Raw genomic sequence first — 12,892 nt, 5'->3', positions numbered from 1 at the left:
CGTCTATGCCCCGAAAATCCGCGTCATCTCGCGGGTTATGTACTCGGTGCGGGGCTGACCGGCGTACCCGGTGCACGAGGTGACCGTTCGGCGTCACGTTCTGCTCCTTTGTTACGCCTAGAGCGTTGAACCTGCAATAGGGTGCAATGACCTTGTTCGAGCCGGGGAACAGGACTACCCTAGAGCTATGAAGAAATGGGAATATTTGACTGTGCCGTTGATCGTGCACACCACCAAGGCAATCCTTGATAACTACGGTGAGGAAGGGTGGGAACTCGTTGCGGTTCTGCCCGGTGCACCCGCACCCAGCGGACCGAACCCCGCAGGCAACATGGTGGCACCCACCCAGGGTAACCCCATCGCCTACCTCAAACGCGAGAAAGCTGAAGGCTAAAGCCTTGCACCACGCCCGGTAACCTGAATCCTCCGGTTGCCGGGTTTAGCGTCCCTTTTGCGATATGCTTCTACACAACACTACATATATGCGGTGCACGTGCCACCAACCACATCCCTGGAGAACCCCATGACTGAATCCCGTTACGAACTGAGCATTCGTGAACTTGGCTACCAGCTTCCCGAAGTCGCAGCCCCTGTCGCCGCCTATGTACCCGCCGTGGTGAGCGGGAACTATGTGTATACCTCCGGGCAGCTTCCATTCGTCAGCGGTCAGCTGCCCGCCACCGGTAAAGTCTCGGATTCGGGTGACTCAACATTTGTGACCCCTCAGGATGCCAAGAAGTACGCCGCCATTGCAGTGCTGAATGCGCTTGCCGCCGTGAAGTCCGTTATCGGCGACCTTGACCGGGTGAAGAAGGTCGTGAAAGTTGTGGGGTTCGTGGCATCTGACCCGGAATTTACCGGTCAGCCCAGCGTGATCAACGGCGCCTCTGAGCTGTTGGGTGAGATCTTTGGTGAGGCTGGTACGCACGCCCGCTCGGCGGTCGGTGTTCCGGTGCTTCCGCTGGACTCTCCCGTTGAGGTTGAAATCATCGTCGAGTACGTCTAATATTCTCAGGATCATGACTACGACACCTTCTCAGAAGTTGTACACCGGAGTAGTTCCGGTGGTTGGTGAAGAACAGAAGCCGCGCATCTTTACCGGGCGGTCTTCTGCGCCCGCCGCACGCACCGAACAGATTCAGCGTCTTTATAAAATCCCGGAGTTTATGCGCACCGCCGCCGAAACATGGGCATCCGAAGGCGGTGAGGATGCTGGGGCATGCTCGCTTCGCCAAGCGGCATCAGTCATTTTTGTGCGTGACGGCGAAGACGGTCTTGAAACCATTCTGACCTATCGTCCGGGGTCTTCACCCTTGGGTGTTGTCGCTTTTCCGGGCGGTACCGTGACCCCCGGCGATGACGACGCAACCCCCTGGTACGGCCCGACCCCTGACGAATGGTCTGCCAAGTTCAAATTCAAAAATGTAACCTGCGCGCGCCGCACCGTGATCGCTGCTATTCGCGAATCCTTTGAAGAGACCGGTCTGCTTCTTGCCGGTGAGGACGGGCAGAACGTCGCCGAGAGCGGCGCGGGTGAAGAACAGATGAGTCAGCGTGAGGCAATCGCCGATCAAGACAAGAGCTTCGGGCAGTTCTTAACCTCAAGCGGGCTGAAACTGCGCACAGACCTGCTGCGCCCGGTATCGCGCTGGCAGTCGCCAGACTTCTTCCATAAACGCTACGACATCGCCTACTTCACCACGGTTGTTCCTGTGGGGCAGAACGCCAAGCTGCTGGAAGGCAAGGGCGTGTGGGGCAGCTGGGTGAATGCGCGCTCGCTCATGGAGAGCAAGGATACCTCGGAACTGGGGGACCGTATCGGGCAGCCGAATACGGTGGGTAAGACCCTTGAGGAACTGGTGACTCCCGCCGTGATGTGCATGCTTGAGTCGCTCGCCACCTCAGAAACCGGGGTATCGTGGCTGGCAAAGCGTCGTACCGTTGAGGTGAAGAAACCCGTGCTCGTGAAGAACGACGGCGCGTGTATGCTTTCGTTTACCGAAGTTGTGCCGGTGTCATCTAAAACAGGAACGCTTGGCACAGTCGGTCCACTCAAATCGGCCTCTGTCGCCCCCTCATAAGATTTGGAAGGCCGGATTTTCCGCATTGTATTGTGTTGAGAATCCGGCCTTTGTTGTAGGCAGATAGTCACAGTGAAAGGAAAAATCTCATGATTCGCAAAATTCAGTACAACGCCTATGGCGATCCCAGCGTCCTAGAAATGGTTGAGTCAGATGAACCTACACCGGGTGAAGGTGAAGTCCGTGTGACGGTCAAAGCGGTCGGACTGAACCCTCTGGAGATGAGGACTTTCGAGGGGTTCAAGCCGCTTCGTGTCGCAGAGACGATTAACCGTTTGCGTCACCCGTCCTGGTGGTTTGGCCGCGGCCCCGCACGTTTTCCTAAGGGCGTGGGGCGTGACTTCTCCGGTGTGATAGATGCCCTAGGCCCCGGCGTGAACAATGTTGCTGTGGGCGATGCGGTACTGGGAACCCTGCGCAGCGCTCCCGGCTCCGACGTGACGAAAGGCTCCCTGGCTGAGAAACTGGTGACTTCTGCCCAGAATATTGTTGCGAAACCTGAGAATCTGAACTTTGAGGTTGCCGCAGCCTTGGGGGTTGCCGGGGAGAGCGCATGCGGGGCGTTCCGTGCAATCGATCTGAAACCCGAGGACGTGCTGGTTATCAGTGCCGCATCCGGCGGCGTAGGAGCCGTGGCGGTTCAGCTTGCGGTGCATCGGGGAGCAACAGTTATCGGTATCGCATCAGAGAAAAACGCGGAGTTTGTGCGCTCTCTAGGGGCTATTCCGGTTGCATACGGTAATGGTTTGAAGGAACGTATTCTCAAGGCAGCACCGACCCCGGTTACGAAAATGCTTGACTGCTACGGCGGGGACTACATTCCGTTAGGGGCAGAGCTCGGACTGAAAGGGTCCGCGATGGGCACGCTGATTCCTACACCGAAGGCGATGATAAAAGGCGCGCAGTTTACGGGGGCGCGGCATGCGCAGCCCGGTGACCTGAAAGAAGTCGCCGATCTGGTGGCATCGGGAGATATTGACGTGACCTTAGCGCATGTGTACCCGTTCAAGCTTGAATCCATCCGTGACGGCTATAAGGAACTGGGCACGGGGCATGTGCGCGGTAAACTTGTGGTCACTATTCCCTAACAAAAGTCGAAAACTATGAAAATTTTAGTATCTGGTGCTACCGGAAACGTGGGTCGTTTGGTCGTGGAACAGGCGCTTGCGCGTGGTCATGAGGTAGTTGCACTTGCCCGGAATCCGCAGAATCTTCAGCTTGAGCACCCGAACCTAACCACGGGCGCTGTAGATATTCTTGATGCTCAGGCCCTCAAACCCTGGCTTCAGGGCGTAGATGCGGTCATTAGTACCGTAGGAATTGGCACCTCGAAAACGCCGACAACCCTTTACTCTGCCGGGACAAAGAATCTTCTGGACGCTATGCAGGAGCACGGGGTATCACGTTTGGTTGTGATCTCTTCGGAGGTCGCCGAACATTGGGCTCATCAAGGGCTCTTCAAGCTATGGGTGGTATTGCCGCTGCTACAACACTTTTTGGGTGCAACCTACGATGATATGCGGCGTATGGATGTGGTGTTGTGGGAAAGTACCGCGCAGTGGACGGCGGTGCGTGCCCCTCGCATTCAGCCGATGAAAGCTAAAGGTTCCTATCGATTAGATGCCCACAAGCCGCTTCGACGCGGCTGGATGATTACCCCGGCGGATATGGCTACTGCGTTGCTCGATATTGCCGAACGTGAGGACCTGAACCGGCAGCACGTCTATGTTGCTAATTAAGAGATACCTCGCGAAGAACCGTCTGGGCACGCATGAAGTCCTAAGAACCTTTGCCTTCGTAGGATGTTCCGCACTCGCTTTACAAGGCGACCAGTCTCACCGGATTGCGCTTCGCTTCATCCTATGAGACAGCCTTAGGCGCTCGCTGCGGACACCCTACCGAGGCACGGAGGTTCGTGCTTGATGAGGACGCATCGTAAGCGATTCAGGGTGGATCGCCTCCAGGCGAGACGGGTTCCCTGTCAAGCGAATGATGCGTACCTCACCAAACTAATACACCGGGGGGTGAGTCCTGCGCGTGCAGCCCGTTTCTGCTAAAGAAAACTATGGTGCAAAGGCAGAGCACGCAAAAACCGCATCCGAAATCGTTGAATAACACGATGTATCGGATGCGGTTTTCTGTAAAGACTTTGCGAGCCCGTCAGAGAGCTTAGCGCGAGCGTTGGCGCAGTCGAGGCAAATCGAGGATCACGACTGCGCGTGCCTCTAGACGAATCCAGCCGCGGGAGACGAACTCTGCCAGTGCCTTATTAACGGTTTCGCGGGATGCACCGACAAGCTGTGCCAGCTCTTCCTGGGTAAGTTCGTGGGCAACGAGGATGCCGTCGGTTGCGGGGCGCCCGAAGCGGTCTGCAAGGTCGAGGAGCGCCTTAGCGAGGCGACCGGGGACGTCGGAGAAGACGAGGTCTGCCAGCGCTTCGTTGGAGTGGCGCAGGCGGCGTGCCAGAGTCTTGATAACCTGGTCGGAGATGCTGGGATCCTGTCGCTGTGCACGTTTGAAGGACTCGTGCTTAATAGCAGCCAGGCGTGTTTCGGAAACCGCTACGGCATTGGTGGAGCGGGGGGAAGGGTCGAAGAGCGCCATCTCGCCGAAGACGTCACCGGGTCCCATGAGCGCGACCATATTTTCACGGCCGTCTGCGGCGGTGCGCCCGAGCTTGACCTTGCCGGAGAGCACAGCAAAGAGCTGGTCGCCCTGGTCACCCTCGTAGAAGAGCACGGCGTTGCGGGACAAATCAATTTCTTGGATATCGTCTGTGAGCAGCTTGAACGCGGCGTCATCGAGGGTCGCGAAAAGCGGGGAACGACGAAGGATATCGAGATCCATAGTTACTCCTTGAGTGGGATAGCGGGCGATTCTTTCGCTCGAAAATCTGTGCGTCACACGGTCGCGTCTGCGAGACGGATACGATGTGAACCGCATCGCTGGTGTGTGACATATTCAACTAATACTAATACTGAGCGTACCTCATATTTTTTATTTCCGCATCTAAAAAACAACATCCAGGAGGAAAAGTTTTCTGCGCTTACGGGGAAAACTTAAGAAATTCACAGCTTCGCACTCTAGCATCAGCATGTACAGTGTGAGAGGGCTTTGAGCAGCGCACGAACTCTTCGACTTCTCTCATGCTCAGGCGTGCCTTCCGGACGCGCCGTGCGGATTCACCGCATTTTATGTATTCACCAAGGAGGACGCTCATGTCAGCAACTTTTAGCCCCCTTGACATTATTATTCCTGTCATTCTCGTGCTTTATTTCATTGCCGGTCTGCGTAGCGGTTTCTTCACCACGCTAGGCACCTTCATCGGTCTTGCTCTAGGCGTATGCGCCGCCGCGTGGCTCATCCCGCTTGCCGTTGCGGCTGTGGGATCCAAATGGGGGCTGATTACCGCTATCGGTATCCTGATCCTCTGCCTAACGCTGGGGCAGTGGTTGGGACTCATCGGCGGCCGCAGCCTGCGCCGTGTCACGGATATAACCCCGCTTAAAGGCGTAGAACGTTTCTTTGGCGGCGTGCTCAATGTTGCCGCCTGCGCGCTTGTGCTCGTGGTCTTAACGCTCACGATGCGCACCGTACCCCTGCCGCAATTCAACGCCGCGTTGAACAACTCAAAGACCCTCTCGTGGATGGTCGAGAACACCCCGGATGGTCTGCGCAACGGTATTGAAAATATTCGTAACGATGTGCTCGCATCCGGCACTATTCCCGAGGTGCGCCAGCTGATCGCCCCGGAAACCAGCGCGCCCACCCAGGGCGTAGAAACGGAGGCGCTCAATAACGCCTCTGCCTCTGTTGTGCAGATTCTTGGCGCCGCAGAACAGTGCGGATACACCTCGACCGGTTCCGGGTTCGTGGTGGATCATGGGCTTATCGCGACGAACGCACACGTGCTTTCGGGCGTGAACTCGCCTATGGTGAGGGATCAGCGCGGGCGCACCTGGCAGGGCGAGGTGGTCTATATGGATACCGCCCAGGATCTTGCCTTTATCCGCGTGCCCGGGATGAACCTGGACCCGCTGCCGATCGGCAGGAACGCAAACCCCGGCGAGACCGTAACCTTCATGGGTTACCCCCAGGGTGGGCCGTTCAAGGCGCTCCCTGCGACCGTGCAGGGTGTGGGCAATACCCAGACCATTGACGTAGAGACCGGTAAGCCTAACCCGATGCGCCAGGTCTACCAGCTTGCCGCAGATGTGCAGCACGGTAACTCCGGCGGGCCTGTTCTTGACGAAAACGGTAACGTTGTGGGCGTGGTCTTCGGTAAAGCTCCCGACGGTGAAAGTAGCACGGGTCAGACCGGTTATGCGATAACCGCATCCACCCTGAAGCAGGCGCTTGAGGCTGGCGGCAGCAACACCACTTCCGTGGCGACCGGAACCTGCAAGAACTAATTGCTGTAACACGTTGAACGCATGATGTTATCGCTGGGTAACCGTGCGATGACAACCAAGATATAAGGTGCCTCACGTATCCTTACCATTGGATGCGTGAGGCACCTTTGTGTGCCCGCCTCACCGCTCGGCGCTGAGGCTCTACGACGATACTTCTCGGTTCTACTCCGACTCCAGGTGCTGCGCCAATACGTCACCTGTTTGCGGGTGTCTGCTCCTCCGCCCACTGAGCGACCGTGGGCCCAAGTAACTCTGCATTCTTGGGGGCAAGCAGAACGCCCTTAGCGAGCGCATCTAAGACAGGATCTACAACGCTGACTTTTCGACGATCACCTATGGCGTGCAGGTAGATTTGGGTCAGTTCTGGAAGCCAAATTTGCTCGGGCCCAGCGATCTGCCGGTTGCGCGGGCTTTCGGTCGCAGTTTGAACGAGTACCTTTGCCACAGTCTCCACAGCGATGGGTTGAATCAGCCAGTTTTGAACCTTCACGTTGGTCTCGGTCTGTGTGACGGCTGCAGGGTTAAGAGCAAACTCCATCCACTGCGCAGAACGGACGATGGAGTGCGGAAGGGAACTGTTCTCTAAAACCTTCTCCTGCGCTCGCTTGGCGAGATAGTAGTCAAAATCGTCGAATGCGGGGTGGTCAATATTGCAGATGGAAAGGTGAACCAGATGCTGTACCCCAGCATGCTGGCAGGCTTTCTCTAGGGTTTTGGTAACGTCTGAAAAAGTATCAACCAGGCTGGCCGCGGGGTCTGCTGGAAAAGCGTTGGACGTGTCGATGACCACCTGGGCGCCGTTCAGAGCCTCAGCTAGTCCTTCTCCGGTATGCAGATCGATGCCTGTGGCACGAGAGAGAGCAATGACCTCGTGACCTGCTTGCTGGGCGGCGTGAGCGGTGGCGCGACCAGCTGTTCCGGTGGCACCTACAAGAGCGATCTTCATGTGTCCTCCTTAAGAAGTCCTTCAGGGGCAGGTACACCTTCCCGCTGTGGAATCGAAAAATGCGGGTTGGTTAATCGTAGCTACCCCTAGAACAGAACGTAACCCATCTGGGTGCTTCAATTAACGCAGAAATCTACTCCGACTCTAGATGCTGCGCCAAGAAATCTACCGCCATCACGTACCCGTAGGCGCCTGCCCCGGCGATCACCGCCGTAGCCTGCGGGGACACATACGAATGATGCCTAAACTCCTCGCGTCGGTGCACATTCGAGAGGTGAACCTCAACGACGGGCAGCTCGGCGGCCTCCAGCGCATCGTGAAGCGCCACCGACGTGTGCGTGTACGCCGCCGGGTTGATAATAATCGCCGCGCCACGGGTGCGTGCACGCTGAATCTCATCCACCAGCACACCCTCATGATTGGACTGCATAAACTCAATATCGAAGCCGTGCAGGGCGGCGCGCTCACGCACCATCAGTTCAATATCGTGCAGGGTCGTGTACCCGTACACCTCGGGGCGACGCTGCCCCAGCAAATTCAGATTAGGACCGTTCAGAACAAAAATCGTTGCAGACATACCCCTAGTGTGGCATATTTACCCGCTCAAAAGCGGCAGAAACCGTGCAGTAACGGCGAACTTCGGTACCCCTAGCTGGGAAAAGCAGACAAAAAACGGTAGGCTCGCGCTATGAGCGCATCCGCACCGAAAAGCACCACCGACACAGCCCCAGAGCTACAGCTCACCGAGGAAGAACGTGAGCTGCTAAGCATCCGCACCGTGCCCGAGTTTGAAGCGGCACAAGCGGCACGCCGCCGCGCGAAAGCACTCGCCAAAGCCCCCGAAAGTCACCTTGCCACCGTGCGCCGCGCCCGCAAAATTAACCGCATCCTGGGTGAAACTTACCCCTACGCCGTGGCTGAACTCGACTTCACGAACGCCTTTGAACTGCTGATCGCCACGGTGCTCTCGGCGCAAACTACCGATGTGCGCGTCAATCAAGTAACCCCGGCGCTCTTCGCCCGCTACCCGGATGCGCCTGCCCTCGCCGCCGCCACCGAAGAAGAGGTCGAACCCTATATTCAATCCCTCGGGTTCTACCGCGCCAAAGCGAAATCTATCGTCAAACTCGCCCGCCAGCTCACAGACGACTACGACGGAGAAGTGCCCGGAACACTCGATAAACTGGTGAAACTGGCAGGAGTCGGGCGCAAAACCGCAAACGTGGTACTCGGTAACGCTTTCGGGGTACCCGGGCTGACCGTCGATACCCATTTCGGCAGGCTCGCGCGGCGCATGGGATTCACCACCGAAGACGATCCCGTCAAAGTCGAACACGACGTTGCCGAGCTTATCGAACCGCGCGAATGGACCGACTTCTCACACCGCATGGTCTACCACGGGCGGCGCATCTGCCACGCCCGCAAACCCGCCTGCGGGGTCTGCCCCATCGCCGACCTGTGCCCATCCTGGGGTGAAGGCGAGACGGACGAAACCAAAGCGCGTAAACTCATGAAATATGAAATGGCACCCGGTCGCGAACGCCTGCATCTGCGCTTCCTCACCGGTGCCACACGCCGCCAACTGCACGCCGAAGGATACCCGCTGAGTGCCTAACACCCTGAACACCGCCGCCGAACAAGCCCGCGATGCACTCGCGAACCTTGCCGCAGGAAAACTCGATTTCAAGATAGAATCCCTCATGCGGTACGCGCCCAACAGTGCGCTCTCCAAAGAGGCGGCAGTGCTCGTTCTCTTCGGAGTACTCGATGATGAACCGAGCGCATCCGCCGACTTTCAGGGATGCCCGGACTGCGTGGGCGAGAACCTGGACGTTCTGCTTCTGGTACGGGCGGATACTCTGCGCTCACACGCCGGGCAGCCTGCATTCCCGGGCGGCAAAATCGACCCCGAGGATTATGCGCTGTCGCGCCAGCGGGGAGTTCCGGTGGGGCGCATCGCCGCCCTGCGCGAGGCCGTGGAAGAGACCGGGCTTGACCCTGCGGGCGTTGAAATTCTGGGGGATCTGCCGACCCTGCCGCTTGCCGTGAGCGATTTCAGGGTGACCCCGGTGCTGGGGTGGTGGGCTTCACCCACGCGGGTTGGCGTGGTCGATACGAACGAGTCTGCCCTGATTGCGCGGGTGCCCGTACGGGATTTGCTCAACCCCGCCAACCGGCATACGGCATACGTGAAACGCGGGCGCATAACCCATAAAACCCCGGCGTTTGAGGTTGCGCACTCTGGCGGCGATACGCGGGTCGAGTTCACTGTGTGGGGGTTCACCGCGATCGTGCTCGATAAGATTTTTGATGCGCTCACCTGGACAGTACCGTGGGATGCTTCGGTACTTAAACCTGCGCCCGCATCTGGGTAAGCAGCCGTTGGCGGGTGTCTAAAGGCTCGCGGGAGGGAAGAGAAACGAGCGTAGGCGGCGCGGGCCTATTTGCCTTCGGCATAGTTGGTTGTTACTGTCACTGAAACCGGGAACTCCACTGGCACCGTCCCGAAAAGTAGGCGCGCCGCCTCTGCCGCAGACTCCCGCAGAATCCTCTCGACGCGCTCCGCCTCAAGCTTGGGGCCGCACAGCAGCAGCTCATCGTGCAGGAAATAGACAATTTTGGTGCGCATGGGCATGCCGAAAACCGTCTCGGTCAGCAGACGCGAACGCACCCTGCCCATCCAACACAGTGCCCATTCCGCAGCCGTTCCCTGCACCACAAAATTGCGGGTCATACGCCCGTAAGAGCGCGAAAGGGAGACGGCACGCGACTCAGCCGCAGGGGTAGAACGGTCTGCGACCGTCCGTTTGAAACGTTCATCTGGCGCGGGTGAGGTGCGCCCCAAAAAGGTGGTGACCTGCCCGCCCACCTCGCCGATGCGCGCCGCACGTTCCGTAAACTCCATCGCACGCGGGAAAAGCTTGGCGACATGCGGCAGCAGCGCCCCAATTTCTCCGCTGCGCCCGCCGTACATAATGGCGAGAAGCCCCACCTTAGCCTGGGCGCGTTCGGTGAGCGCCACGCCCTCAAGCCGGGCGAGTTCGGCGATTCCCGCATACATATCGGTGCCGCGGCCCGCCGATGCCAGCGCCTCGTCGTGGCTGAGCGCCGCCAGGATGCGCGGCTCAATCTGCGAACCGTCAGAAACGAGAAAAACCTCGCCTTCGGGAGCTAGAATTGCCGAACGGATCTCGGCGGGAAGCTGCAGAGCCCCGCCACCGGATGCGCCCCACCGCCCGGTCGCGGCGCCTCCAACTTCAAGATGCGGGCGAAAACGACCGTTGCGCACCCAGGAATCCGCCCAAGACCACCCGTTCGCCGTAAAGATGCGGTACAGCTTCTTGTACCTGAGAATGGGCTCGATGAGCGCCCACCGCCGTTCCCGCTGCGTGGCAGTCTCCTCAGCCCAGCCCTTGAGCACATAGGAGCGGGTACTGGGCACGTTAACCCCGGCGGCGTGAAGCGCGCGTAAAAGTTCCTGCGGGGAATCTGGATTCAGATGGGGCGCGAAAAGGTCGGCACGAATCTGCTCGGCAAGCTCCATCAGCTTGGCGGGATGCTCGCCTTCAGGCGGGCGCGGGCCCAAAATCTCAGTCAAATGGGCATCATGCACGGCGGTATCAAAAGGAATGCCGTAGTATTCGATTTCTGCCGCGACCAGGGATCCTGCCGATTCCGCCGCCGCCAATAACCGCAGCCTTTCGGGATGCGCACCGGTGGCGATCGCCCGCAGCTGCGCGGTAAATTCATCGAGATGCCGGTGCACCAACTCGGTATCTGCCGATGTCAGCGTTGGGGGCGCCGCCTCATGACCAGATACAGTATTTTCGTCCGCCGCCGTCAAAAAGTCGTCCCCGAAAAGCTCGCCCTGACCGGCAATTTGGCGTGCGACGGGCAGCTTACCCGCAGGTTTTTCGACAGTATCCTGCGCCAGGTCGAGAACGGGTTCATAACGAACATGCCCGCTCGGGTGAGTACTCGCGGTGAGCAAAATTCGCTGTACCAAGCGCATATCGTGGCACAGCTGAACCCGCACCCCTTTGCGCAGCAGAATAGGCGCAATCGTGCGGGTGTCAGCCCATATCCAGCGTGCGTGCGGTTGCTTCGACTCGGGGTTAATGCGCGGGTCAGAGCGGCGTTCAACTTCGCGCACATAGGCGGGCAGATTCCCGGTACTCACGCGGTCGGCGCGCAGAATATTGAGCTTCGTGTGCATGCCGGTCAGCTGCGCCGGGGCGAGGGATTCGACGTGAAAAACTCCCCAAAAAGCGGGGGAGGATGGGGATCCATGCCCCGATGTTCCCGTGACCGTGTGGGCACGCGCGGGATGCGCATCCAGCGGAATGACCGAACCGCCGGCGGGCGCATCGAGGGGAACAACGAGAATGTACACATTCCTATTATCGGTGAGAGAACCCCGAATATGCGAAGGCGACGGTGAACGAACCTGCATGTCAGGGCGAATTCGATGACAGCAATCTATGTCCAAACCCCACCGCGACAGATATTCTAAAAGAATAGAGAAACGCTTTGCCGTTGAGACAGGACAAAGAGTGGCACGAAGCACGATTAAGGCGGTGATCGGACGATGAAGGCTCCACACGAACAAGAGACGACCGCGTTCATATCCTGGTTCCGGCGAGGTCATCCCTCTGGGGACGCTCAGGTAGTCAGCGTCGGCGGCAAGGGAGCCAACCTTATAACGATGCATCGCGCCGGTCTGAATGTGCCGCCAGGATTTTGCGTGACAACCGACGCCTACAGGGCAGCCGTCGCACCGATTGCTGAAGATATTATTCACGAGGCAACCGGTACGAACTCTCACGCTGCACGAGAGCTGATCCTGAAGCAGGAAGTCCCGCGTGCCGTGCGAGATGCCGTCATCGAGGCTTATCGGGCGCTGGGATCGCCGGTTGTGGCGGTACGTTCATCAGCGACAACGGAAGACCTGGACAGCGCGAGTTTCGCGGGGCAGCAGGATACCTATCTCGGTGTGCAGGGAGAAGAGTCTGTTGTCGATGCTCTAAGGCGATGCTGGGCGTCCCTCTGGACGGATCGGGCAGTGGCATACCGCACAGAAGCCGGGTTCTCCCATGAATCGGCGGAACTTGCCGTGGTGGTGCAGGAAATGGTTGCTGCAGACGTGGCGGGCGTCTTATTTACGGCAGATCCTATCTCTGGCATGACGGACCGGATGCTCGTCAGCGCCTCCTACGGTCTTGGCGAGTCCGTCGTCGCCGCCCATGTCAACCCGGATACATTTACGCTGGACTCACAGGGGCACGCCGTCGAGACGATCATCGGGGATAAAGAGACACGCATCGACCTCGACCACACTGGCGGGACTAAGAGAAGCCCGGTTCCACCGAATGATCGCGCGGCTTCATGCCTGTCAGACTCCGATCTTCGACGGCTCCATGCTCTCGGGCGGCAGGTATCCGCCTATTACAACG

General features: G+C 58.6%; 13 protein-coding genes. 9 read left to right on the top strand and 4 right to left on the bottom strand.

Features of this window, described 5'->3' with window-relative positions; translation table 11 throughout:
- Positions 1–187 precede the first annotated feature (187 nt).
- The 5 genes from HMPREF2554_RS07785 (at position 188) to HMPREF2554_RS07765 (ending at position 3,820) form a co-directional block, all read left to right on the top strand.
- A complete protein-coding gene (locus HMPREF2554_RS07785) occupies positions 188–394 on the top strand; it encodes a DUF4177 domain-containing protein (protein ID WP_070554562.1) in 207 nt (68 codons plus the stop codon).
- Between the two features lie 129 nt (positions 395–523).
- Positions 524–1,006, top strand: a complete 483-nt coding sequence (locus HMPREF2554_RS07780) for a RidA family protein (RefSeq protein WP_070554560.1) — start codon at positions 524–526, stop codon at positions 1,004–1,006.
- Between the two features lie 13 nt (positions 1,007–1,019).
- Positions 1,020–2,081, top strand: coding sequence for an NUDIX hydrolase (locus tag HMPREF2554_RS07775; RefSeq protein WP_070554558.1), 1,062 nt, complete (start codon positions 1,020–1,022; stop codon positions 2,079–2,081).
- 89 nt (positions 2,082–2,170) lie between these two features.
- Complete coding sequence (locus HMPREF2554_RS07770; protein WP_070554555.1) at positions 2,171–3,169, top strand: NADP-dependent oxidoreductase; 999 nt, start codon at positions 2,171–2,173, stop codon at positions 3,167–3,169.
- Positions 3,170–3,184: 15 nt separating this feature from the next.
- Positions 3,185–3,820 carry an NAD(P)-dependent oxidoreductase gene (locus HMPREF2554_RS07765; protein ID WP_048754233.1) on the top strand — a complete coding sequence of 212 codons (636 nt, stop codon included), beginning with the start codon at positions 3,185–3,187 and terminating at the stop codon, positions 3,818–3,820.
- A 430-nt stretch (positions 3,821–4,250) separates the two neighbouring features.
- Here HMPREF2554_RS07765 and HMPREF2554_RS07760 read toward each other — a convergent pair whose 3' ends face one another.
- Positions 4,251–4,928, bottom strand: a complete 678-nt coding sequence (locus HMPREF2554_RS07760; RefSeq protein ID WP_004005489.1) for a Crp/Fnr family transcriptional regulator — start codon at positions 4,926–4,928, stop codon at positions 4,251–4,253.
- Between the two features lie 371 nt (positions 4,929–5,299).
- On the opposite strand from HMPREF2554_RS07760, the gene HMPREF2554_RS07755 reads away from it, so the two are divergent.
- Positions 5,300–6,493 carry a MarP family serine protease gene (locus HMPREF2554_RS07755; RefSeq protein ID WP_070554553.1) on the top strand — a complete coding sequence of 398 codons (1,194 nt, stop codon included), beginning with the start codon at positions 5,300–5,302 and terminating at the stop codon, positions 6,491–6,493.
- Positions 6,494–6,686: 193 nt separating this feature from the next.
- On the opposite strand, the gene HMPREF2554_RS07750 is transcribed toward HMPREF2554_RS07755, so the two are convergent.
- Both HMPREF2554_RS07750 and aroQ read right to left on the bottom strand, forming a co-directional pair.
- Positions 6,687–7,439 (bottom strand): SDR family oxidoreductase, encoded by a 753-nt coding sequence (locus HMPREF2554_RS07750; RefSeq protein ID WP_070554551.1) that lies wholly within the window; start codon positions 7,437–7,439, stop codon positions 6,687–6,689.
- 133 nt (positions 7,440–7,572) lie between these two features.
- On the bottom strand, positions 7,573–8,016 hold the full coding sequence (aroQ, locus tag HMPREF2554_RS07745) for a type II 3-dehydroquinate dehydratase (RefSeq protein WP_004005487.1): 444 nt from the start codon (positions 8,014–8,016) through the stop codon (positions 7,573–7,575).
- A 111-nt stretch (positions 8,017–8,127) separates the two neighbouring features.
- On the opposite strand from aroQ, the gene nth reads away from it, so the two are divergent.
- On the top strand, positions 8,128–9,054 hold the full coding sequence (gene nth / locus HMPREF2554_RS07740) for an endonuclease III (protein WP_070554548.1): 927 nt from the start codon (positions 8,128–8,130) through the stop codon (positions 9,052–9,054).
- A complete protein-coding gene (locus tag HMPREF2554_RS07735; protein ID WP_070554546.1) occupies positions 9,047–9,814 on the top strand; it encodes an NUDIX hydrolase in 768 nt (255 codons plus the stop codon). Before nth ends, HMPREF2554_RS07735 begins: the two co-directional genes overlap by 8 nt.
- A 65-nt stretch (positions 9,815–9,879) precedes the next feature.
- On the opposite strand, the gene HMPREF2554_RS07730 is transcribed toward HMPREF2554_RS07735, so the two are convergent.
- Positions 9,880–11,832 (bottom strand): bifunctional 3'-5' exonuclease/DNA polymerase, encoded by a 1,953-nt coding sequence (locus HMPREF2554_RS07730; RefSeq protein ID WP_246826030.1) that lies wholly within the window; start codon positions 11,830–11,832, stop codon positions 9,880–9,882.
- Between the two features lie 195 nt (positions 11,833–12,027).
- Between HMPREF2554_RS07730 and HMPREF2554_RS07725 the strand changes: the two genes are divergently transcribed.
- Positions 12,028–12,892, top strand: an 865-nt coding sequence (locus HMPREF2554_RS07725) for a PEP/pyruvate-binding domain-containing protein (protein ID WP_305793972.1), incomplete at its 3' end; no start/stop codon positions are given.

The sequence above is a fragment of the Rothia sp. HMSC071F11 genome (genome assembly GCF_001809115.1).
GTDB classification, from domain to species: Bacteria; Actinomycetota; Actinomycetes; order Actinomycetales; family Micrococcaceae; genus Rothia; species Rothia dentocariosa.
This window is presented reverse-complemented; position numbering and strand designations above follow the sequence as displayed.